Raw genomic sequence first — 22770 nt, forward strand, 5'->3', positions numbered from 1 at the left:
TTTGGCAGGCAAGGATCAATCTTTCATGAAAAAGGCTTCCTTAAATTTTTCCTTGCTAGCACTATCAAGTTTAGCTTTAGTAAGGGAATCGGTTTTGGTTTTTTCTTCTTCCCAATCGTCCCAATCCCGGTTGACATTGTTCTTTGGAGGGCAAGTCAAACATACCAATCCAGCTTCATTAAATACCCAAACGGCTTCCTCTCTGACATCGGAATTGCGATAGCCATTCGGGTAAATTGTTCCTCTTAGGATTTCGCGCATCGACCTTTCCATAATAAATGGTCGATCATAAGGTATTTGTAGTGTCAGGTCAACTCTCTGATCCCGGAATGCATCCAAAGAAGCCAAATCAATGCCCTCGTCAAAAGTCAAAACTGAGTCCAAGACACCAACTTGGTATTCCAGCTGCTTAGCTCTTTCCAGTGCCTCACTTTTGGTACGTCCCCTGGCAGAAAACTCCTTGGTTAGCGTAATCACAGAATCGGCACTTCCTTCAATTTTAAGATTAGCATGATGGAAAAACTCCTCTTGGTCAAAGTCCTCCACTTTCAAAATCAGGGTTCCTGCACTAGCAGCAATGGTTTCAGTGGTTTTGTACGTATTATCTTCCTTGAATTGAGCCACAATTTTAGGAATTTGGAAAGCTGCTATTCCAATGCTTAGCAACCACAGTCCCAATGCAACTAAGCCAAATCGTCCTCCAATTAGATTTTTCTGTGCAAGGACACTCAGTCCCAAAAGAAGGATCAAAATCCCCGGAATGATTACAATTCCTACTGTCGCAGTTACTAGCCAAATTGGGATGAGTTCGTCGAAGATCTCAATTGGGAAGTTGTCAAAGAAAACTCTGTAGTCTGCATCAGCCACTCCGAAATACACAAATAGTGCGATTAAAGGAGCAATAGTCAATGCAAGCCCTAAGAAGAATATGATAAGACCAAATACAATCCGAATCACATGAGCAATAAATCTTCCCAATGGACCCAAAGCACTTCCGATCGCTTCAATGATTTTCCCAAGAATTCGAAAAGGTGTCATTAAGACCTTTTTCAAAGTTGACTCAGGCTCTGTTGGTTGTGGATTTAGGTTTTCTTTGATGGTAGAATCTATCGAATCAAGGGTAATTTCCCCTCCCTTCATTTTAATCCGCTCTGTAATGGAGTTTGCGACAGGAGTAATAATCCAAAGGATCAAATAGATCAAGACGCCTGATCCTCCGGCAAATGTTAAGAACACAAATGCCAATCGAACATAAATAACTTCAATTCCAAAATAGGCAGCTAAACCACTGCTCACTCCGCCCAAAACTTTGTCGTCTGGGTTTCGGAAAAGCTTTTTGATGTTCTTGTCTTCCAAAACCTCATATGAAACAGGAAGTATGATCCAGAGAACGACATAGGCGATCACAGCAAAAATCCCAAAGCTTAGATTCAACTTGAAGTTGTCAAATGGGAAAATGTCTAGAAACCCAAAGTTGAAATTTAGATTACCGCTGAAAAGAAGCAAAATCGCAATCAGTCGAGTCCATAATGGATCGATGGAGAAATAGTTGGCGATTCCTGCGCAAACCCCTCCAAGGATTTTTTTTGACTCTAATCTTTTTAGCTTTTTGTAGCCTCCCATTGTATCGCTAGGAGGCGTGACGTATTTGTAGAAGTCCTCTTTCGAATCCTGTTCTTGATCTAGTGATTCCTCTTCCAATTCTTCCGCAGTGGAGAAATCAGCGATAGTCCCCATTTTTTCAATGAGTTTGTCGACATTCTCCGCAGTGATTACTTGTTTGTTGTTTTTCAGATTGCTTAGAAATATCTCAGCGATGCGATTTTCGATATCCGAAATGATTTCTTTGCTGTCCTTATAGCCTGAAAAATGCGTGTTGATGGCATCCAGGTATTTTCTAAGGGTGTCGTATCCATCTTCCTCAATGTGGAAAAGGATTCCGCTGATGTTGATGCTTATCGTCTTTTTCATGTTAATGCAAGATTGTGGTGATAAAGAGATCAGTTCTTACTGGTGATTTGTAGTGTAGAATTGACCAATGAAGTCCAGGTGTCTGAGAGTGTAGAAAGAAACTGTTTTCCTTCCTCGGTGATCGCATAATATTTTCGGGGAGGTCCTGCCTCAGATTCTACCCATCGATAGGTGACAAGTTCGGCGGACTTAAGTCGGTTAAGAAGGGGATATAGTGTTCCTTCGACGACGATCATTTGAGCTTCCGTTAGCTCTTCAATGAGATCAGAAGTATAGACTTCTCCCCGGGAAATAATGTGTAAAACACAAAACTCCAGGAGCCCCTTTCGCATTTGGATTTGTGTATTGGCGACATTCATGGTGTGGTCAGTTAAGTCAGGGAATAGTCCCTTGCTTCCCTTATGTCAAAAAATGATACCAATTTTCTCCAAGCTACCTTGTATTGCAAGATATCTGGTAAAATAGGGTGGAAGGATTTTGTTTTCATCTCCTAAAACCCGTTTTTGAGCTAATAGAAGTGGTTTTTCTTTCTCTTGAAAAAATTAAATACTATTGATCCTTAAGAAGTGGATTCAGGTTGAGTCTTTGAATTTGTCCTGATCTGTGACAAAGAAGTGTCCGTTCATGTACACAAGGGCGTAAATTATTTGACCTTAGTTTTGATAATTCGCTATAGATGCCTTTTTTCGATTAATTTGTTATCGTGAAATCAGTAAACACCCTATTTTTCCTTCGAAGTGTCTTTGTACTGCCTATGATATTATGGGCGAGTTTGACTTTTTCTCAAGGATTGGCACCTAAGTATTCCAATGAATTTCTTCAAATAGGAGTGAGTGCTCGTGCTTTGGCTATGGGAGGAGCACAGGTAGCCTCCGTCCGAGATGTGACAGCGTCCTATTGGAATCCGGCCGCACTTACCTTCGTCGAGCATAAATATCAAGCCTCACTCATGCATGCCGAGTATTTCGCAGGAATTGCTCAGTATGATTATTTGGGATTCACTTCTCCGTTAGGAAATCAAAATCAGTTGGCAGTATCCCTCATTCGATTCGGGGTCGATGATATTCCGGATACCCGATTTTTGTATGATGCAAATGGGGCTTTGAATTATGATAATATCCAATTTTTCAATGCTGCCGATTATGCCTTGCTGATGAGCTTCGGAAGAGCACTTTCTGATCGGCTAAAAGTGGGAGCCAATGCGAAAATCATCCATCGAAATGTTGGGAAATTTGCCAAAGCTTGGGGTTTTGGATTAGATGTAGGAGCAATGTATCGCTACAAAAAGCTGAATCTTGGTTTGATGCTCAGGGATATTACCACCACATACAACGCATGGACGCATGATGCAGACCAAATCCGAGCGATTTATTCCCAAACGAATAATGAAATTCCTTTGAATACGGTGGAATTGACATTGCCGAGGGCAATCCTAGGCTTAGCATACACTTGGAATTTCGGAAAATCCATTTCCTTACTTTCCGCTTTGGATTTGGAAACTACCTTTGATGGACAGCGAAATACTTTGATTTCTACTGAGATGATGAGTGTGGATCCAAGAGTCGGATTGGAAGCAGGCTTTAAGCAGAAAATATTCCTCCGAATGGGGATGAGTAATTTTCAACAGATCAAAGATTTCGATGGACAAAATTCCTGGACTTATCTGCCAAGTGCTGGGTTGGGAGTGGTTTTAAGTGAAAAAATTCAAATTGATTATGCATTGTCCGATTTGGGAGATGTCTCCGAGAGTCCCTTTTCACATATTTTTTCAGTGAAAGTGAGTTTACAAAAATTGAAGGAAGAGGATAGAAAATTTAACGGATGGAATTGATGAGATCTGCTCGTACATATTGGTTTATCTTGACGTTTTGTTTTCTGAGTTTCTCGGTTTTAGCCCAAAACCCAGTTTGGTATCAATTCAATCAAACTTATTATAAAATCCCTACGGCAAAAGATGGGATTTATAGAATCGAACCAGATGCCTTAGCTTCTTCTGGATTGACTTTAAATGGGCTGGATCCCCGATTTATTCGGGTTTTTCATCGAGGACAAGAAGTAGCGATTCATATTCAAGGCGAGCAAGATGGGGCGCTAGACCCTGGAGATTACATCGATTTTTTTGGAAGGCGTAATGATGCCGAACTGGACAAACATTTGTATTCCAAACTGGATACAATCCCCAATCCCTATTTTAATACTTACACAGATACGACGGCCTATTACCTTACCGTGACCCCAGGGCAATCAGGCAAACGTATGGAAGTTCGGCCGGTTCCAGCAGGCACTGTTCCGGCGGCTTCATTTTTTGAGACTGAATTTTTACAGATTTATTCCGATCAATATTCGTTAGGAAGATCCTATACCTTGGGTTTTAGACTTTCATCGTATGATGCGGGTGAGGGCTGGATGAGTCCAGTGATTTCCAAAGGGGGCTCCAGAGAATTAGTCTTTTCAGGACTTGGTCAAGTATTGGCAAGCGGAGCTGCATTTTTGGAAATAGGGTTAGTAGGTAGGTCAGAAAATATCCATATAACAACGGTCACAGCAGGTGCTACATCTGCAAGCCAACGCGTTTTGGGTTCAAAGACCTACAGTGGATTTGATGCGACCGTCATGCAGGTAAATCTCCAAATGAGTGACTTTAATGCAAATGGTACACTCGTGGTGAAGGTCTTGCCTCAAGGAACTGAATCAGCAGATAATATTGCACTCTCCTATGCCAAAATCAAATTTAGAAAACCCATAGGAACGGGGGACTTCGCAGGGCAGTGGATGATTTTCCCAGAAGGAAATACACGAGTGAATTGGACTCTTACCAATGAATCCTATGTCGCTTTAGATGCCGCTGATATTTTCAATCCTCAAAAAATTGAAATTGGCAAATCAGGTCAAACGCTAAGTTTCCAAGGTGGAGTTACTGGTAAATCCAGCAAGATTTTTATCCAACAAGAATCTTCAGTTACTAAAGTCTCTCAACTCATTCCTGTTCGATTTAGAAATTTATTAGCACAGCCTGCGAACTACATTATCATTGGGAATAAGGAATTAGAGAAGCCTAGCAATCGAGAACAAAACCCGCTTTTGGCCTATGCCCAGCATAGAGCAAGTGGTGCTGGTGGAGGTTTTGATACTTTGGTCGTTCGGATGGATGAGCTTTATGATCATTTTGCCTACGGGGAGGCCTCCTCAGTAGCCATTTATGATTTCTTGAAATCCTATTGGCCCATCCACAAGCCGACCCATTTGTTATTGGCTGCTCGATCTTTGGCTTATTATTCAACCGCTCGATTAAACAATCAAAACGTTTATTATAGAAATGCTCCTCAGGCCTTCGGATTCCAAGATTTAGTCCCTGCGGGAGGATATCCAGGTTCAGATAATATTTATGTCTTGAATCTTGATCCATCTAATCCGGAAATTCCAGCCATGGCGGTAGGAAGAATTCCTGCAAAAAATTCGCAGCAACTTTCCGATTATCTTCAAAAGATGATCGAAAAGGATCAAAAAGGCGCTACAGAATCTTGGCAAAAGGAGATCGTTCATCTTAGTGGAGGGGTTACTGAATTTGAATTGGAGCGGTATTTTGGATTCCTAAATGGATTTAAGGAAATCGCTGAAGGTCCATATTTGGGTGGAAATGTGACTACTTATCGCAAGCGGTCCAACTCTGTCGTGGAGACCATTGACATTTCTGGTGATATCAATCGTGGTTTGTCTCTTTTGACCTTTTTTGGGCACGGTTCCCCTACAGTAATTGATATTGAAATTGGTTTTGCCTCAGATCAAAGTTTGGGATATGCCAATCGTGGAAGGTATCCTGTTATGCTATTTAATGGCTGTGATTATGGAAGTGCTTATGGAACTACCTACTCTCAAGGGGAAGACTGGGTTATTACTCCCGAGAAGGGTGCAGCAGCAATCTTAGCCAACACCTCTATTGGTGTTGATGTGTATTTGAGAAGGTATTCAGATGCATTTTATAATTATGCCTTCGCCGATAGTTCTACGATTTACAAAACCGTTGGGGAGATTAAGCAATTGGGCGAGCGGTTCTTTATTCAACGCTATGGAACGAGCCCTTTAAATTTTTCCCACATGGAGCAAATGGTTCTATTGGGTGATCCTGGTGCTCGAATTTTCCCAGCAAAGAAACCAGATTATTCAGTTTCTGAAGATGAAATGAGTTTGGATAGCTTTGATGATACGCCGATTTCAGCAATTTCAGACAGCTTAAAATTGACCTTTAATCTTAGGAATATTGGGATTACGGCTCAGGATTCGGTTTCCATTCGCGTATCCAGGACATTGCCTGATGGTCAGGTAATTGTTTTTCCAGACTATAAAACAAAGTCCGTATATCGTTTAGACACTCTTCAATTTTCAATACCAAATTCAGAAGTAGAGGGAGCTGCTGGAGAAAATCTATTTACGGTGGAAATCAATCCTCTTAGGGACATCGACGAGATGACCTTCGGGAATAATTCGGCGACATTGACTGCGTTTATTCCTTTGGCGGGAACCCTACATTTATATCCATCCAATTATGCATTGGTGGGCGAAAAGGAAGTAACTATTCTGGTTCAAGCCCCAAGAATTACTTCAGAAAGCCGGACGGTAATCGTTCAATTAGATACAGCTTCTACCTTTAATTCGGCCTGGAGAAAAGAGGTAAGAGTGACCACTCAGGGGATGGTGGAATGGCCAGTTTCGCTAAACGCGAAGGAGGATTCGACTACCTACTACTTGCGGTCAAAATACCAAGATCTTCTACCGGGAGAATCAGATGCTTGGACACAATCAAGCTTTTCTTACATCCCCGAGGCTTCATTCGGCTGGACTCAAAGAGCCAATCCCCAGCTCGCAGAAAATGAGTTGGATAATCTTCAACTCACCAACCAATGGGAGTATATCAAGCGAAAGGTAGGGATTGAAGTGTTTACAATTGGAGCTGGTGTTGATACCCTGACGTTTAGAAACACCCAGTTTTACTATAACAATGTTCCCCAAATCATCGATAACGTCAATAATGCCAATAGCCGACTTTGTCCTAATGGCTCATTGGGATTGATAGCTATAGACAACAAAACCTTATTGCCTTATTTGGCAATTCCAATTCCTGGATTTGAGATTTTGGATGCAAGAGCTTGTGGAAGGGTGCCTCAAATGATCCAAAGCATTCAAAATTCATGGATCACGTCGCCAGGGAATAGTATTCTTCAGGACTATGTGCGTGGAGTGAAGGATGGAGATTATGTCATCATTTTTACGGTAGGTAATGTGACCTTTGATAGCTGGCCAGACCGAGCTTACTTTAGCTTAAAGGAGTTTGGGGCGAGTGAAACTACCTTGCGTGCCATCTCTACGGGAGATCCTTATATTCTTTTCGGTCAAAAGGGATTGCGCTCAGGAGAGGCCATTGAAATAATCGGCAATCCGGATTTTGAGGTTCCAGCAAGACAACAAACGCTGAACTTTTCCTCCGAAGTGGAAGGATATATGTCTGAAGGAGTGATTTTAACTCCAAGAATTGGTCCTGCTAAATCTTGGGAAAGATTTTTCCAGAGAATAAATATGCGTTCTTGGATCATTGAGGAGCCATATACCTATTTTGATATTGTTGGAGTAAAGCCAAATGGTGAGGAGGAAATCCTGATTACTAGAACCTTGGAGGCTGATTTGGATTTGTCTTTTATTAATCCTGAGCAGTATCCGTATATCCGCCTTCAATACAGCATGGAAGATCAAAATTCAACTGCTCCGGCACAATTGGATTGGTGGCAGGTGAATTACGAAGGAGTTCCCGAGGGAGTGCTTTATGAGAAGAGTCCTAGGAATGTGACTCGACTGAAGGAAGGTCAATCGGGTGGGGTAACCTTAGCGTTTAAAAATGCTTCCCGATTTGATTTTTCAGATTCTATTCAAGTTAATTGGAAGTTTACCCATGTGCCTTCCAGGAAGGTGGAGGAGTTTACTAAGAAATTCCCGGCACTCAAGGCTGGGGAAACAATGGATATTCCGATTGAATTTAACAGTTTGGGTAAGGTGGGAGAGACGACTTTGGAAGTTATCGCAAACCCTCGAATCCAATTAGAGCAGACCTATAGAAACAATCAGTTGGATTTAGGAGTGGTCTTTTTTGTGGAAGGAGATAACTCAGCGTCGCTTTTGGATGTGAATTTTGATGGAGTCTACATTATGGATGGGGATTTGGTGTCTCCAAATGTGATGGTCACCGCTCAATTGATCAATGATCAAGCGCTTTTGTTTAAGAAGGACACCTTGGGCATGGAAATATTCCTCAAAAAGAATTGTGAGGGGTGTCAATTCTCCAAAGTGAATTTCTCCAATCCTAATTTGAATTGGTATCCTGCTACAGAAAGTGAGAATTTCAGAGTTTCATTTGTTCCGGGGCCTTTGGAGGATGGCTTGTACACCTTGAGGATAACTAACCAAGATTCGCCTCAGCCTTTTGAAATTACTTTTGAAGTGGTCAATGAGTCAACCATTACCAATTTCTATCCCTATCCAAATCCGTTCAGTTCTTCGGTTCGATTTGTATTTACCGTTACTGGAGCAGAAGTCCCAGATGAAATTAAAATCCAGATTATGACCGTAACAGGTAAGGTGGTTCGAGAGATTTTGCAATCAGAACTTGGACCGATTCGAATCGGGAATAATATCACGGATTATGCTTGGGATGGACGGGATGAGTTTGGCGATCAATTAGCTAATGGTGTCTACATTTATCGGGTATTGGTGCGAAAAAGCGGACAATTCATCGAACATCGGCCTACCTCTGGTGATCGTGGATTTACCAAGGGTTATGGGAAGATGTATTTACTCCGATAGTCTGGATTTACGAAACTGCCTGTAAATTCCATAACCGCTAAGAATCACCAAGCTGAATCCTATCGCCAGATGTAGGGGGGAATTTATAGATTCTTTGGCTCCCAAAAATGAGGTAGCAATCTTTCCAGTTGCAAATGCTATCCAAGTTCTTGGGAGCATCCCAAGTAATCCAACAGTCAAGATACTTCTAAGCCGCACCTTAAGACTGGCGAAAATAAAATTTGAAATCGCAAATGGAATGATTGGGCTGATCCGAACAAAGAAAATCAGGTTTCCAGGGTGGTTCATCCGTTCCGATAGCTCTCTTTCCAGCTTGGGGTATTTCTCATAAAATGAATCCAGGAAACTTGGGTTTAATTTCCTTCCTATTTGATAGCCAATTACGGTAGCAATCAGGTATCCGATCACTAAGGGTAAAAATCCGGCCCAACCCAAGAAAAAACCACAGCAAATCGCAGTTAGCGTTGTTGGAAGTAGCGCAAGACCGAGGATTATTCCGATCAGGAAGGTGAATATCCCGTAATCTAGAAGCGTTTCTGGATTTATTTTTTCAAGCCAAAAATAGTTTCCAACCAAAATTAATGAGCCGATTGCAGGCATTCCGCTTACCCAGATCCAGCCCAATCCGCCTTTAATATTCTCTTGGAAGTAGTCTTTTATAAGCTTGAAAAACCTACCTTTTTTAGTCATCTTTGGCCCGTTCAAGTGGGCAAGATTAGCAACTTAATTAACTAATTCACTCCTGAAGAGGTGATTTTTTTGCTGGTAGTATGCTCAAGATTGATTAACTATTAAATATCCTACCTCATGAAATTTGGTACGAAGGCTATCCATGCTGGTGTCAGTCCTGACCCCTCCACCGGGGCAATAATGACCCCAATCTTCCAGACATCTACCTATGTTCAAAAGTCACCCGGAGATCATCTAGGATACGAATACAGTAGAACTCACAATCCCACTCGAACAGCCTTACAGCAAAGTTTGGCCGCTCTTGAGAATGGCAAACATGGTATTTGCTTTTCCTCTGGATTGGGAGCCATCGATGCGGTTATAAAACTTTTCAATCCTGGAGATGAAATCATTTCGACAAATGATCTTTATGGAGGAACGTACCGATTATTTACCAAGGTTTTTGAGAGATATGGGATCAAATTCCATTTCGTTTCGATGGCTGAGCCTGAGAGTTTGGAGGCTTATGTCAATGAGAATACCAAGATGGTTTGGGTGGAGACTCCGACCAACCCCATGATGAATATCATTGATATCGAACGGGTCGCTAAGTTTACCCAATCCAAAGGCCTATTGCTGGCAGTTGATAACACGTTTGCCTCCCCTTATCTTCAGAATCCTTTGGATATGGGGGCTGATATTGTAATGCATTCAGTGACCAAATATCTGGGTGGGCATTCCGATGTGGTCATGGGGGCTTTGATTGTTAAAGATGATGAGCTTGCCTCAAAACTCACCTTTATCCAAAATGCCTGTGGAGCTACTCCGGGGCCTCAAGATTGCTTTTTAGTCCTAAGAGGGATCAAGACTTTACACCTTCGTATGGAGCGCCACAGCCAAAATGGAAAAACCATTGCTGCTTATTTGAAGAATCATCCAAAGGTTGAAAAAGTATATTGGCCAGGATTTGAAGATCATCCTAATCACGAGGTTGCCAAAAGGCAAATGCGGGATTTTGGAGGGATGATTTCGTTCACCTTAAAGGGCAATAAGCTAGAGGATGCCAAAACCGTGATGGAAAACCTTCACTTATTTGCTTTGGCGGAGTCTCTAGGCGGTGTGGAATCACTTTGTGGTCATCCTGCCACAATGACTCATGCTTCAATTCCTAGGGAAGAAAGAGAGAAGGTAGGGTTGGTAGATTCCCTGATCCGCTTGAGTGTGGGTGTTGAGGATGCTGAGGACTTAAAAAATGATATAGCTCAAGCTTTGTCAAAGATCTGATCTAAGCGCTGATCTTTTTCAATAAACTTAAGGCCTGTCTTTCGATATCTGAAGACAGGCTTTTCTTTTGATCTTTGAGTTCTTTAAGCCAGTCCACATATTTTTTGGAGACCGATTCCTTGCTGGAGATAAAATGAGTAAGCGCCTGCAAGTTTAAATGGTTGGAGTACCAAGGCTTTAGATTTTCTTTCAGGCCTTGAATTTCATCATGGATTTGTGCGATGAAAATAGGATTGAAACCTAGATGAATGAGTAAGTTTTCCATCATGATTATCCTTCTCAGACTTTCAAAAAGATCACGAAAATTCCCTGTTTCAAAGGGCGTCTTGATATTTTGATTCAGGAATTCCAATTCCTCAGTAACCAATTGATGGATGGCTGTGCTTATCATCAGTGGTTTTACTCCTTTGCTGAATCCCTTTCCTTTTTCAAGGTTTTCATCCCAAGTTTTCAAGGAACCTCCCACAGCAATCTCAAATACTTCTTTTTGAATTTTCCTTTTTTCAATCTCCACATAGGATCTGAAACTATCGAAAACCAAGTCAGACCGCTGTATTTTCAGTTTGATAGATCGCTCGACAAGTTTGAGGTGATGGATTTTTCGGAGAGCTTTATTCAAATTGGAAAAAGGACGAGCCGATGCATGTGCCTGATTGCCCTGGCCTTGATGGATTTTCTCCATCAATTCAGTATACAATTCTACAAACTCAAGTTTACTGAGTAATTCAATGGCCTTTTTGGACTTGACTTGCTTTCCTAAATCCAAGAAAAGCAACTTAGCCTCATGGTGTTGTTGCTCAAAAATTTGAAAAACCGGAGAAGTTTTAGCCTGCATGAATTAGGAAATTCTTACCAGTGTGGCACCATATCCCCACTGATCTTTCTGGGTGTCTTGAAAGTACTTAATATTTCCGATTTGGCTCAAACGCTTATGAATTTCTTTTCTCAAAACTCCATTTCCAATGCCGTGAATGAAGGTAATTTCGTCCATTCCTGCTGCAATAGCTTGGTTTAAATTCTTTTCAAAAACCTCCAATTGAATCCTCATTTTTTCAGAATTACTAAGCTGATCCGGTTGGTTATGTAAAGCCTCAATATGGAGATCTATCGATCGGGAAGGTTTCTTGACTTTGATCGGAGCAGGAGTAGGTTTGATTTGGCTTAGTTCCTCGTTTAGATTTTTGATATCCAATTCTTGGGTGGATCGCTCCATGGCGAATAGATAAACATTCTTTCCTAGAATCGGGGCTTTGCTGAGGTGTTTGAAAAATTGAGTAGCCCTCATTTTTAGCTGTCTTTCAAACGGAGGAATCGCCTTCTCTAGTTTGGATTGAATAGGAATGAAGCGAAGCAAGAAGGACGGCCATTCCTCCATATCACGAATCATTCGGTCATCAAATTTTTTATGTTCTCCTTTTGTTAAGGTACTCGCCAATAAGGTTCTGTGATTGGTTCCATATACTTCGGATGCGTGAACCAAGTATTCCTGATTGCTATCATTGATCACATACAGACTCAACTGTTGGTCATTGATGGGTAAAAATGCCAAATAAAGCCCTTGGTCTTTGGGAGCAGAGATCGGTAACGGACTTTCAACAGTTTTAGGGGGTTCAGATTCTCCGAAATAACTTTTTTCAGCGGCTGCAATGATCACCACTTCAGTCTTTAAAGCAGGAATAATAAATCCGTCTTCGATTTCAACTTCTATCCTTCCTCCGGAAGAAACCTTTCGTACGATTCCTTCCTCCTTGCCGTGAAGCAGTCGGACTTTGTCTCCGATATTCATTGTTCTAATGCTTTTTTATACGTTTCGATGGCCCGATTTCGAGCAAATTTATGATCTACAATCGGTTTTGGGTAAGATGAAGTTCCCAATTCTGGAATCCATTTTTTAATGTATTTCAGATCTTTGTCAAACTTCTCAGTTTGAGAATCTGGGTTGAAGACCCGGAAATAAGGTTGAGCATCTGTGCCAGTACCAGCAGCCCATTGCCAGCCTCCATTGTTTGAGGCCAGTTCAAAATCCAGCAATTTTTTGGCAAAATAGGCTTCGCCCCATCGCCAATCAATCAAAAGGTGTTTGGTGAGAAAGCTAGCGACAATCATTCGAACGCGATTGTGCATGTAGCCGGTTTGGTTTAATTCCCGCATTCCTGCATCCACAATTGGATATCCTGTTTTGCCTTCACACCAAGCTTTAAATTCTGATTCATTATTTCGCCAAGGAATTTGATCATAGGCAGGTTTAAAAGCTCGGTCGACTACTTGAGGGTTAAAGGCTAGGATCATCATGTAAAACTCCCTCCAAATTAACTCATTCAGGTAGGTGTCATTTAATCTCGATGCTCGAATAGCGAGTTTACGGATCGAAATGGTCCCAAATCGGAGATGAATTCCCAATCGGCTTGTTCCCGGTTTTGCAGGAAAATTTCTCGTCTCATCGTAAGTTTTTATCAATGAATCCTGTGTCTCTGCCGGAGGAATTGGAATACCACTTGGCTGGAAGTTCATGTCCTCAAGACTTAGATTTGGTAAAGGAGAGGTGTGATATAGATTTTTCCAATTAGGAGCTGGAAGCTCTTGAATATTGGCAGCTTTGAATTTATCCAGCCAGTTTTTACTAAAAGGAGTAAAGACTTTATAAAACTCCCCACTGCCATTCAAGATTTCTCCAGGTTCAAAAATGACCTGATCTTTAAATGAAAGAAGTGGGATCCCCTTTTCACCAAGCAATCGATCAATAGCCTGATCTCTCTCTTTCGCATAAGGCTCGTAATCGCGATTGGTATAAACCGCCCCAATGGGATACTCGGCCAAAAGTTGGGTATAAACTTCCTCGGGTTTGCCGTAACGAATCATGAGCGAGCTTCCCTTTTGTTCCAGCTGATTCTTAAATGTATGAATCTGATCGTGAATAAACTGGACTCTTGCATCTTGTCGATCTTCTAGAAGATCAAGGATGTTTCGGTCAAAAATGAATAGCGGTAAAATATTTTTTTCCTGCTGTAGGGCATAAAAAAGACCGGTATTGTCTTCAAGCCGGAGGTCTCTTCGAAACCAGAAAAGGGTGATTTTTTCCATGAATCTTTTTTTGAGGGAAGCTTATCCCAAGACAAATTGTTTCAAAAATCTTCCTTTGGAGGGAATTTTTCTATCCTAATTGGTTCGATGGGCGGATTCTCAAGCGGAAGTTTGTTCAGGTCAATCGGAGTCCAGGTTTCATTTCCTTGGTAATCATTTCGTAAGAAATCATCTGAGTCAGAAATATTCAATCGACTTCTTTTTTTGCCGGTTAGTTTTTGGAAGAGCTCAGAGATCGAATTGAATGAAACATTTTGAGTCAACGATGCGCCATAGGTTAAGACGTTTTGACTCAAGGAGAGTGAAGTAAAGGCATTAAAATTATTTCGGTTGAATATTCGCAATCGATAAACTCCATCTTCGGTCAATAAATACTCAGCCTGCCAGTCACCGATGATGGAAGCTGCACTTGCATTGCCCCGATTGTCAGTGAACCCCCCATCTCTGGAAACTCGCAATCGACCATCTAAGAAGGTGTAGGCAACGCTTAGCTGGAAGTTTTCTAAAGCATTTTGATCCAGGCCAGCCAAGTCAATGCTTACTTCCAAATTCTGATCAACTTGGCTAAGAAGGTTGTTGAATTGAGAAGAAAGCAAGTTGCTCAGGCTCGATGAAATAGTAGAAACACCCGAGAACTGTCCTTCCGGAGACAAACTTTTGGTCATGATGACTGAGATTACCTGCCGGTTCATTTCCTGCTCATCGGCAGCTACTCGGTTTTGAAAGGCTGAAATTGTGGTTTGCAAATCCCCGCTGGAAGGAAATTCACTAAAATCAAATCCAAAGGAAATCGTCGGCGAGAGCAATTCTCCCTGAAGGTCCATCAAGACTTTGATCGGATATCTCCTTCTAAATTGGTTGTTATCCTGATTGGTTGAATTAGCCAAAGGAAGGAGCGAAACAGCCTCTTTGTATTCCGCTTTGAGATTCATGACGCCGGAATACGGGTCTCCAAACCAGGTGATTCGTCCCCCGGGTTGAATGTCAAAATCCTTTTTTACCACATTGTAAAGTGAGAAATTATATTTCCCTTCTACCACTTCATAGTTCCCGGCTAGCGAAAAGTTTCCTTGGGTATCAATATTCAGATTCAATACACCACGGCCTCTGCCTTGGATACTTTCTCCGGTTTTTGGATCAATAATAATCTCCGCAAAGGCATCAGGGGTGATATCAAGGATAAAATTCATCCGGATATTTTCAATTTCAAGACGATTGACTTCTTCAGCAATCGCTTGAATTCGAACCGTATCCTGAATGTTGATCACCTGGATGAAATCTTCCTGATACTGGTCATTGCTACTGGTCAAGGGAATAAAAATCCGGGTATTAGCTTGGGAAGTAGCTCGCGCTGTGATGTCCAGATTGCTGGTGCTGCCTCGGATATCCAATGTTCCGGTGGCAAAGGCAGTCCCATAAAACACCTCGTTGTCCCTGGCTGTCGTGTTTAGCACCTGGAAATTGGTCAATCGAGAGGAGATATTTAAGATGATATCATTGAAGCGATTGTGGTTGATTCCTCCTGTAAAAGTCGCTCTGTTTCCATTCAAGTCACGAATAATAAGGTCTCGGAAACTGATTAAGGTCGGTTGAAACAGAATGCTTCCATCCAGTTGGTAGCTGGTATTGAGGTAGTTGATTTTGAGTTTTCCTTGATCGATTCTACCGCTTCCGATGAGTTCAGGCTCTGTCACTGTTCCTGTGAGTTGGAGGTTCCCGGTCATCGTTCCTCCAAGATTGGTGATGTATTTGGAAAGAAAAGGTTCGAAAATCACCAAGTTGGCTTGATTGAGCAGAACCTCCATGTCCAAGTTTCCACTTTGAAGGCCTACCACTCCTCCGATATCAATTTTCCGCTCGTTATTGACTCTATTTTCTAAATTCAGCAGAAGTTCACTTTCCTTGAGATTGATTCCTGCTAAGACATTTCCGATTGGAAAGTCATTGATCTCCATGTCTTCAATCGTCAAGTCACCCGCGATTTGAGCTTGTGAATACAAGTTTTTGATGGAGAAAATCCCATCAGCTGTCCCCTCAAAATCCTGAGCAGTGAATGTGTTCAAAATATCAACCTCCACTTGGTTGATGATAAGTTCTAAATTCTCCTCAGGATCCTCTGATATTTTACCCTCTAGGCTGATGTACTGATCTTGATTGGAGATTTTAAGTTGTTTGAATTCAACAACGCCTTGTTGGAGGGTAATCAAGTTTTCTGGATCAAATTGCCACTCTCGATCCAATACTCTCAAAAGAGAAGGCTTGAATTTCAATTGTGTACCTGTGGCTGAAAATCTAGACTCTGCGTCGATTCTTGCCTTGCTTTGTGTAGAATCTTGGTCCAAAGTAAGCTCAAGGTCTAAGATGTCTTGGTTCCAGATTGCTTCGAGTCCAAGGTTAGAAAACCGGATTCGCTCATTGATCAATTGATCTTTGGAATAGATGTAAAACGAGGCCAAAATATCCTCGGAGTTGATAAACTTGGAAGTATTGAAGTCGATGTTATTGCCAAAGAATTGATTGCCTTGGTAGGACAAGGTGTCGATCGAGGTGAAAAAGTTAAAAACCGTATTTTCAGAGGTTTGGTAGAAGGCCCCTTCCAAAACAGTGTTTTTGGATATTCGCAAATCAGGCTGGAATAGTTGAATGAGCGGGTTGATATCAGTCATTCGCACGTTCAGATCCAAATTGTATGTTTCTGAAAAATTCTTCTCCAGATTAGCCAGGGGTGGAGTTTCATTAATCAAAATGGCCAAATATTGACTTCCAAGGATTTTCAAATCCCGACTCATTTGTTCCAAATTGAATTGGCCTGAAGCAGCAGCAACCAAATAGTCCGAGTTCAGAGAAAGGGTACGAGTACCTCCGGCAAATAGCGATTGGAAGAAAAAGTCCCCGACTTCCAGGTAGCGGTCCTCATAGCCGACTTCGATATCATTAAATCTGGCAATTCCCTGAATGTCATCCAAAGTGATCCCCTGCGTGTCAATGTCAAGTTTTCCAGCGACAAAAGTGGGACGATCTACTAATCCTACCCGATCTAAAAATGCCGTGTCTAGATTGACTTCAAGACGAACCGAATCAATTCGATCTTCAAGGTTTAAATATCCTTTTATTTGAGTTTTGAGATTGGGATCATTGATCGAAAGACTGCCACGGAAAAGATTCAACCCATAAGTGGCATCGGTGGTGATATTCGTGAAATCATAAGAATTGATCCCGAATTTCGAAATAGAGGCATCCAAGTCAATAATTGCATCTTCGATGGAATTACCGGAAAAATTGACATTTCCATCCAAACTGATCTGCTGAAAGAGTTCCCGGTTATCCGCCAGAAGTCCTAGGTTAAGATTTTGGATTTTTACCCGAGAAACCACCGAAGGAGTCTCGTCGACCAGATCATAATTCACTCGCCCTTCTAGATTCCCGATGCTAGTTTTAAAAGTTCCTGTAGTCGTAAATCGGTTAGGAAGTCCAGTAAAGTCGGCGTCAAATCGGATAAGATTGAACTTGTTGATTTGACGCTCCATCTCGGAAGAAAGATAGGGCGCCAAATCCCGAGACGAAACCACTGAGTTTTTAAGTGATAAGTTCAAATAAGTTTCCTCAAAATCGGGCAACCCATCGAGGTAAAAAGACCCAAAAAGTGCTGTTTTTTGACCCAATCGTATCAAAAACTCATCTGAGGATAATTCTGAAACTGGACCTGTGACGGTTCCGCTGAGGAAAATCTCGTCCTCAAATTCGGGAAGAGCAGGTGCAAATAGCCTCAAGTCCAACAAATGGATTTTGGTTTCCTCCAAGTTGGCGGTAATCTTCACCTGATTAAAAAAGTCTGAATATCCTTTTGGTCCTGTCAAATCCAATCGAAGGAAATCTCGCACATGACTCCGCTCTGTTCGCAGACTTAACTCAGCCAATTCTAAAAATTTGGAGTCATAGGTAAGCAGGGTCTTGAGCTCCTTAATGATCAGTTTACTCTTTTGTTCTGTTCCGCTTAAGAGTTTGATGTCAAGTTGGATATTGGATCCATTCAGATCAAAACCTGTTGCATTGGCTGTGATTTCATCGAAGAATAAATGGTTGTAATCTAAGCCTTCGGCTAGAGGTTCAGCCTTGTAGTTATGCAGGCTAAATTTTGCCTGACGTAGTTCGATGTTTCCAATTGCAAATTTTGCAGGGGTACTGCTAGGCTGACTTGGTTTGAATACTTCACTGAGTTCATTGACCCAGATATTAATATTCATGAGTGAATCCTCGGCATGGGTAATGAGTTGGACATTAGCACTTTCCAGTCTAACGGCATCCAAGCTTGGAGTCCCTGGAGGAAGGAGTGAGGACAGGGTAAAATCTGCAAAAACCATTTCCGCACCAATCATCAGACTATCGCGATGATCGTGAATGGTCACATTCTCAAAAGTCAGCGCATCCCACCATGAAATTTTGACTTTGCCGATTTCGGTTGTAAAGGAAGTATTGTTGTTGAGGTAGCCCGTGATTTTTCCTACTACCCAATTTTGGACTGGAGAAGTCTGTAATGCTACTGCAAAAAGGATGAGCGAAAGTAGCGAAACAAACAAGACCCAAACGAGTGCTCGGAAAGCTTTGTGCAAAAAATCCGTAACTTTCGAGTTCTTTTCCAATGGGTACCAACGATATCTCTATACTAGCAATTGAATCCTCGTGTGACGAGACTTCTGCCTCTATTTTAGTAAATGGCAAAGTACTTAATAATATTGTCGCCACACAATCTGTTCACGAAAAATACGGGGGTGTAGTTCCTGAATTAGCCTCTCGAGCGCATCAAGAAAACCTCATTCCCGTCATCCACGAGGCCATTACTTCTTCTGGCATTTCCAAGGAGCAGCTTTCGGCAGTGGCCTTTACGAGAGGGCCGGGATTGATGGGGTCCTTGCTGGTTGGAGTCTCTTTTGCCAAGTCTTTTGCCAAAGCACTCGAAATTCCAATTATCGAAGTAAACCATATGCAGGCTCATGTCTTGGCACATTTTATTGATGATCCCAAACCGGAGTTTCCGTTCCTCTGCTTGACGGTAAGTGGAGGTCATACCCAATTGGTTTTGGTCAAAAGTCATCTAGAAATGGAAGTTGTCGGTGAAACTCAAGACGATGCAGTCGGTGAGGCTTTTGATAAAACAGCCAAGCTGTTAGGACTTCCGTATCCTGGGGGACCGTTGATTGATCGATACGCGAAGGAGGGAAATCCAAAGGCTTTTAATTTTCCGGTGACTCGTATGCCGGGTTTGAATTATTCTTTTTCAGGGATCAAAACAGCCGTTTTATATTTCCTCAGAGATCAACTTCAAGAGGATCCACAATTTATTGAAAAGAATCTGCCTGACCTTTGTGCGAGTATTCAGGCCACTTTGATCGAAATGCTTCTGATCAAACTCAAGGAGGCTATGAAGCACTATCAGCTGAAAAGTGTTGCGATCGCTGGAGGAGTCAGTGCCAATTCGGGCCTTCGGCTGGCTCTTTCTGAATTATCCCGCAGAAAGGGATGGAACTTATTTGTGCCCAAATTCGAATATTGTACAGACAATGCCGGCATGATCGCCATGGCAGCGTATTACAAATATCTCAAAGGTGAATTTTCAAGCATGGATGTAACACCTTTAGCCAAAATGAAATTTTAATATGTCTTCAAAGACCAGTCGTTTCGAAAAGTCAGTCAACATCAAGAATAAAAAGGCAAGCTTTGAGTTTGAATTTATTGATACCTATGTGGCTGGCCTAATGCTGAAAGGCACGGAAATCAAATCGATTCGTGAGGGAAAGGTCTCATTGACTGAAGCATTTTGTATGTTTTTGGACGATGAATTATACATCCGTCAAATGCATATCGCCCCGTATAGTATGGCTGCGAGCTATAATCATGAGGCAGTAAGGGATCGAAAACTTCTTCTTAACAAAAAAGAAATAGAAAAGCTACAAACGAAGTCCGCTGAAAAAGGGCTTGCGATTATTCCTGTTCGTATATTTATCAATGACCGAGGCAAAGCCAAATTGGAAATTGCTTTGGCAAGGGGCAAAAAACTCCATGACAAACGACAGGACCTGAAAGAAAAAGATGCAAAACGAGAGCTCCAGCGAATGGCCTTTGATTGATGCTTTTGGAATATGCCGGCAGACTATTTTGCCGGTCTATCGCCAGCCCACATTTGATTCTGCTTTAGTTACTCAGTTACTTTTTGGCGAATGCTACCAGATTAATGGATTAACATCTGATCGAAATTGGTTTCGGATTTTCCATGAGGATACCGGTATTGGAGGCTGGGTCTCAGCCAAATTGATTAAAGAAATCACCAAAGAGGAATATTTTAGCTTTGTGCACCAAGATTTTCAAGTGGTGACTAGTCCTATTGCGTCCATTGATTATTTGGGAACCCAATTGTATTTATTGCCGGGAAGTCGCCTTCATTTTTCCGAGTTTGAATTATTCAACTGGCAAGATCACATTGGATTTACCGGGGAGTCAAGACCTCATGCGGTCAAAGCTACTCGGGAGGAGCTATGTGATATTGCACTTTGCTACTTAAATGCTCCTTTTCAGGCTGGAGGAAGAAGTATTTTTGGCTTGGATCCTGTATTAGCCTTCGGCTTGATTTTTTCTATTGCGGGTTTTGGTTGGAAATCAGGTAAGCTCCCCGGGAAAAGTATTCCAGAAGATCAGGCCCTTCCGGGAGATTTGTTTATTTTCAGAGACTTGGAAAAGCAGGAAACCCAGTTTGGGTTTTTTCTGGGGGCAGAGGAAATTCTTTGGATGGAAAATCGGATCAAAATAAGCGAAATCGAAGATTGGCGAGAATTCTTTGAAAACAGTGCCTCCAAAAATCATGTTTTTGATGTACGCTCAATAGTTGGATAAGGTATGGAGAAACGAGTATTGGTGTTGAATTTGGATCATACTCCTGTGGCGGTAGTAACAGTACAAAAGGCAATTGTTCTTGTTTTGCTTGAAAAGGCGCAAGTGCTCTCTACCTATGAGTTTCTCGAAATCCGAACCGTAACACGTCGTTTTGATTACCCTGCAGTTCTTCGATTGATGGAGTATAAATCCATCCCATTTCATGGAGTTTTGTTAAATCGAGCCAACATTTTTCGAAGAGACAGAGGAGAATGCCAATATTGCGGTAGCCGAAAAACTCTTACCATTGACCATGTAATTCCCAAATCTAAGGGTGGAAAAACCAACTGGACCAATCTAGTCACGGCCTGCAACAGATGCAATATTACCAAAGGAGATAAAACTCCGGAACAAGCGGGAATGGTTTTGAAAACTACTCCATTTAAGCCTTCCTTATCCTATTTTTTAGCGGATTACGCCGAGCGCCAGGCGACTGAATGGTTGCCATTTCTTCAAACTAAAGTTCCCTCTTAAGCCATCTGATCAGAATGACTCTCGACTATTTCAGGGATTTTTGTCTATCCAAACCCGGTGTAACAGATGATACGCCATTTGATGCCAAAACTTTGTGCTTCCGGGTAGGAGGAAAAATCTTCGCCATTTTAGATATAGACTTTTTCGATTATGTCAACTTGAAATGTGATCCGGATCGATCTCTTGAACTTCGAGAACAATTTCCAGGGATAACGCCTGGATTCCATATGAATAAAAAATGGTGGAATTCTGTCAGTGTAAGGGGGAATGTGCCCGATCCTTTAATTTTAGAACTGACTACGCATAGTTATTCCCTTGTTTTTTCATCTTTGCCTAAGTCTATCCAATCCACCATCACCCCATGAGCTTTCTTTCGATTCGTCACCTCTCCAAAAGTTATGATGCTCAAGTTGCTTTGCATGACTTTTCCTTGGAGCTGGAGAAAGGTGAGTTTATTTCTATTGTAGGAGAAAGCGGCTCGGGGAAAAGTACCCTCCTTCGTATGGTTGCGGGTCTTATGACGCAGTCTACCGGGGAAGTAGTTTTGGACGGAACGGTAATTCAAAACCCCGCCCAAAAGCTTGTACCGGGATACGATCAGATTAAACTTATCCATCAGGACTATCAGCTTTTTCCCAATTCAACGGTTGAAGAAAATATCTCCCGACCTTTGATTCAATATGATGCAGACTATCGAGCTTATCGAGTCAATCTTCTCATGCGTCAGCTTGGATTGGAAAATTACAAAGACCGTCTTCCTCGCCAACTGAGTGGAGGGCAGCAACAAAAAGTAGCCATTGCCCAAGCACTTGCTGTTGAACCTGAGGTTTTGCTCTTGGATGAGCCCTTTAGCCATTTGGATAGCATTCAGAAACAGCGGTTAATTTTTGAACTGAAGGAGATTTTGACTGAGATGGGGACTACTGTGATTTTTGTGACCCACGATTTGGATGATGCACTCCGATTGACGGACTCACTTCTGATTGTGCAGAAAGGAAAGATGGTCCAGCGCGGCAATTCCAGAGCACTGTGTGAACATCCGAAAACCCGATATGTGGCTCGCTTATTTTCCTCCATAAATTTGATTCCAGATCGGTTTAATAGCTATGTCCGACCTTCTGATATCCGACTTAGAACCAAGGGAGAATTAATGGGGCATGTCGTAGATCAGCGATTTTTGGTGCATTACAATTCCCTTCAGATCAGATTACGTGAAGGAGGCCACATTTGGGAAGTAGATGATCCGGCACGAAAATATCAAATAGGAGATCGGGTGTACCTGCACTTTGATGAGGAAAAAGTCTTGGTGTTGAAGTCTTAAAATCCACCGCAGAGACGCAGAGAACGCTGAGTTTTTAGGCTTTTAAAGGGAGTCTTATTGGGAAGCGCTCAGAAAGCATTCACAATATTTCAATACTGATTGTTTTGACTAAGTCTCATTTTCGACTTCAGGTAAAAGTTACCAGGTGTTAAAGCTTGAATCTGATCACTTTGACTGAATACTTTTTTAAATTCTCT

General features: G+C 41.9%; 16 protein-coding genes. 9 read left to right on the top strand and 7 right to left on the bottom strand.

The window, feature by feature from the left end; translation table 11 throughout:
- Nucleotides 1-15 precede the first annotated feature (15 nt).
- Together AO498_RS06325 and AO498_RS06330 are read right to left on the bottom strand one after the other, a co-directional pair.
- Entirely contained in the window at nucleotides 16-1971 is a 1956-nt protein-coding gene (locus AO498_RS06325; protein WP_067544860.1) for a PspC domain-containing protein, read from the bottom strand.
- Between the two features lie 29 nt (nucleotides 1972-2000).
- Nucleotides 2001-2330 carry a PadR family transcriptional regulator gene (locus AO498_RS06330; RefSeq protein WP_067544862.1) on the bottom strand — a complete coding sequence of 110 codons (330 nt, stop codon included), beginning with the start codon at nucleotides 2328-2330 and terminating at the stop codon, nucleotides 2001-2003.
- A 395-nt stretch (nucleotides 2331-2725) separates the two neighbouring features.
- On the opposite strand from AO498_RS06330, the gene AO498_RS06335 reads away from it, so the two are divergent.
- The gene (locus AO498_RS06335; RefSeq protein ID WP_067544863.1) at nucleotides 2726-3802 is read left to right on the top strand and encodes a putative type IX sorting system protein PorV2; all 1077 of its coding nucleotides are present in this window, start codon (nucleotides 2726-2728) and stop codon (nucleotides 3800-3802) included.
- Nucleotides 3793-8820, top strand: a complete 5028-nt coding sequence (gene porU2, locus AO498_RS06340) for a putative type IX secretion system sortase PorU2 (RefSeq protein ID WP_236778641.1) — start codon at nucleotides 3793-3795, stop codon at nucleotides 8818-8820. Before AO498_RS06335 ends, porU2 begins: the two co-directional genes overlap by 10 nt.
- On the opposite strand, the gene AO498_RS06345 is transcribed toward porU2, so the two are convergent.
- Nucleotides 8809-9510, bottom strand: coding sequence for a TVP38/TMEM64 family protein (locus tag AO498_RS06345; RefSeq protein ID WP_067544865.1), 702 nt, complete (start codon nucleotides 9508-9510; stop codon nucleotides 8809-8811). The two genes, porU2 and AO498_RS06345, sit on opposite strands and share 12 nt — an antisense overlap.
- Nucleotides 9511-9627: 117 nt before the next feature.
- Between AO498_RS06345 and AO498_RS06350 the strand changes: the two genes are divergently transcribed.
- Nucleotides 9628-10773 carry a cystathionine gamma-synthase gene (locus AO498_RS06350; protein WP_067544867.1) on the top strand — a complete coding sequence of 382 codons (1146 nt, stop codon included), beginning with the start codon at nucleotides 9628-9630 and terminating at the stop codon, nucleotides 10771-10773.
- 1 nt (nucleotide 10774) lies between these two features.
- Here the strand turns inward: AO498_RS06350 and AO498_RS06355 are convergent, their stop codons facing one another.
- From AO498_RS06355 to AO498_RS06370, 4 genes are read right to left on the bottom strand one after another with little or no spacing between them, the layout of a single operon-like run.
- Entirely contained in the window at nucleotides 10775-11608 is an 834-nt protein-coding gene (locus AO498_RS06355) for a hypothetical protein (RefSeq protein WP_067544869.1), read from the bottom strand.
- A 3-nt stretch (nucleotides 11609-11611) separates the two neighbouring features.
- Nucleotides 11612-12559: a Smr/MutS family protein gene (locus AO498_RS06360; protein WP_067544871.1), complete on the bottom strand. Its 948-nt coding sequence runs from the start codon at nucleotides 12557-12559 to the stop codon at nucleotides 11612-11614.
- Nucleotides 12556-13854: a cryptochrome/photolyase family protein gene (locus tag AO498_RS06365; protein ID WP_067544873.1), complete on the bottom strand. Its 1299-nt coding sequence runs from the start codon at nucleotides 13852-13854 to the stop codon at nucleotides 12556-12558. Before AO498_RS06365 ends, AO498_RS06360 begins: the two co-directional genes overlap by 4 nt.
- A 41-nt stretch (nucleotides 13855-13895) precedes the next feature.
- A complete protein-coding gene (locus tag AO498_RS06370; protein ID WP_236778642.1) occupies nucleotides 13896-18464 on the bottom strand; it encodes a translocation/assembly module TamB domain-containing protein in 4569 nt (1522 codons plus the stop codon).
- A gap of 29 nt (nucleotides 18465-18493) precedes the next feature.
- Between AO498_RS06370 and tsaD the strand changes: the two genes are divergently transcribed.
- From tsaD to AO498_RS06400, 6 genes are read left to right on the top strand one after another with little or no spacing between them, the layout of a single operon-like run.
- Nucleotides 18494-19507: a tRNA (adenosine(37)-N6)-threonylcarbamoyltransferase complex transferase subunit TsaD gene (tsaD, locus tag AO498_RS06375; RefSeq protein ID WP_067544877.1), complete on the top strand. Its 1014-nt coding sequence runs from the start codon at nucleotides 18494-18496 to the stop codon at nucleotides 19505-19507.
- Nucleotide 19508: 1 nt separating this feature from the next.
- Nucleotides 19509-19979: an SsrA-binding protein gene (smpB, locus tag AO498_RS06380; RefSeq protein ID WP_067544878.1), complete on the top strand. Its 471-nt coding sequence runs from the start codon at nucleotides 19509-19511 to the stop codon at nucleotides 19977-19979.
- On the top strand, nucleotides 19942-20739 hold the full coding sequence (locus tag AO498_RS06385) for an SH3 domain-containing protein (RefSeq protein ID WP_148660193.1): 798 nt from the start codon (nucleotides 19942-19944) through the stop codon (nucleotides 20737-20739). Before smpB ends, AO498_RS06385 begins: the two co-directional genes overlap by 38 nt.
- 3 nt (nucleotides 20740-20742) lie before the next feature.
- The gene (locus AO498_RS06390; protein WP_067544882.1) at nucleotides 20743-21252 is read left to right on the top strand and encodes an HNH endonuclease; all 510 of its coding nucleotides are present in this window, start codon (nucleotides 20743-20745) and stop codon (nucleotides 21250-21252) included.
- A 14-nt stretch (nucleotides 21253-21266) separates the two neighbouring features.
- Entirely contained in the window at nucleotides 21267-21617 is a 351-nt protein-coding gene (locus AO498_RS06395; RefSeq protein WP_067544884.1) for an MmcQ/YjbR family DNA-binding protein, read from the top strand.
- Entirely contained in the window at nucleotides 21614-22573 is a 960-nt protein-coding gene (locus tag AO498_RS06400) for an ABC transporter ATP-binding protein (protein WP_067544886.1), read from the top strand. The genes AO498_RS06395 and AO498_RS06400 overlap by 4 nt, the downstream gene beginning before the upstream one ends.
- Nucleotides 22574-22770 lie beyond the last annotated feature (197 nt).

The sequence above is a fragment of the Algoriphagus sanaruensis genome (assembly GCF_001593605.1).
In the GTDB taxonomy this organism is placed as follows: Bacteria; Bacteroidota; Bacteroidia; order Cytophagales; family Cyclobacteriaceae; genus Algoriphagus; species Algoriphagus sanaruensis.

Bases quoted from the DNA above. Each gene is read 5' to 3' on its own strand.
- AO498_RS06325 (WP_067544860.1), bottom strand. From the start codon at position 1,971: ATGAAAAAGACGATAAGCATCAACATCAGCGGAATCCTTTTCCACATT.
- AO498_RS06330 (WP_067544862.1), bottom strand. From the start codon at position 2,330: ATGAATGTCGCCAATACACAAATCCAAATGCGAAAGGGGCTCCTGGAG.
- AO498_RS06335 (WP_067544863.1), top strand. From the start codon at position 2,726: ATGATATTATGGGCGAGTTTGACTTTTTCTCAAGGATTGGCACCTAAG.
- porU2 (WP_236778641.1), top strand. From the start codon at position 3,793: ATGGAATTGATGAGATCTGCTCGTACATATTGGTTTATCTTGACGTTT.
- AO498_RS06345 (WP_067544865.1), bottom strand. From the start codon at position 9,510: ATGACTAAAAAAGGTAGGTTTTTCAAGCTTATAAAAGACTACTTCCAA.
- AO498_RS06350 (WP_067544867.1), top strand. From the start codon at position 9,628: ATGAAATTTGGTACGAAGGCTATCCATGCTGGTGTCAGTCCTGACCCC.
- AO498_RS06355 (WP_067544869.1), bottom strand. From the start codon at position 11,608: ATGCAGGCTAAAACTTCTCCGGTTTTTCAAATTTTTGAGCAACAACAC.
- AO498_RS06360 (WP_067544871.1), bottom strand. From the start codon at position 12,559: ATGAATATCGGAGACAAAGTCCGACTGCTTCACGGCAAGGAGGAAGGA.
- AO498_RS06365 (WP_067544873.1), bottom strand. From the start codon at position 13,854: ATGGAAAAAATCACCCTTTTCTGGTTTCGAAGAGACCTCCGGCTTGAA.
- tsaD (WP_067544877.1), top strand. From the start codon at position 18,494: ATGGGTACCAACGATATCTCTATACTAGCAATTGAATCCTCGTGTGAC.
- smpB (WP_067544878.1), top strand. From the start codon at position 19,509: ATGTCTTCAAAGACCAGTCGTTTCGAAAAGTCAGTCAACATCAAGAAT.
- AO498_RS06385 (WP_148660193.1), top strand. From the start codon at position 19,942: ATGCAAAACGAGAGCTCCAGCGAATGGCCTTTGATTGATGCTTTTGGA.
- AO498_RS06390 (WP_067544882.1), top strand. From the start codon at position 20,743: ATGGAGAAACGAGTATTGGTGTTGAATTTGGATCATACTCCTGTGGCG.
- AO498_RS06395 (WP_067544884.1), top strand. From the start codon at position 21,267: ATGACTCTCGACTATTTCAGGGATTTTTGTCTATCCAAACCCGGTGTA.
- AO498_RS06400 (WP_067544886.1), top strand. From the start codon at position 21,614: ATGAGCTTTCTTTCGATTCGTCACCTCTCCAAAAGTTATGATGCTCAA.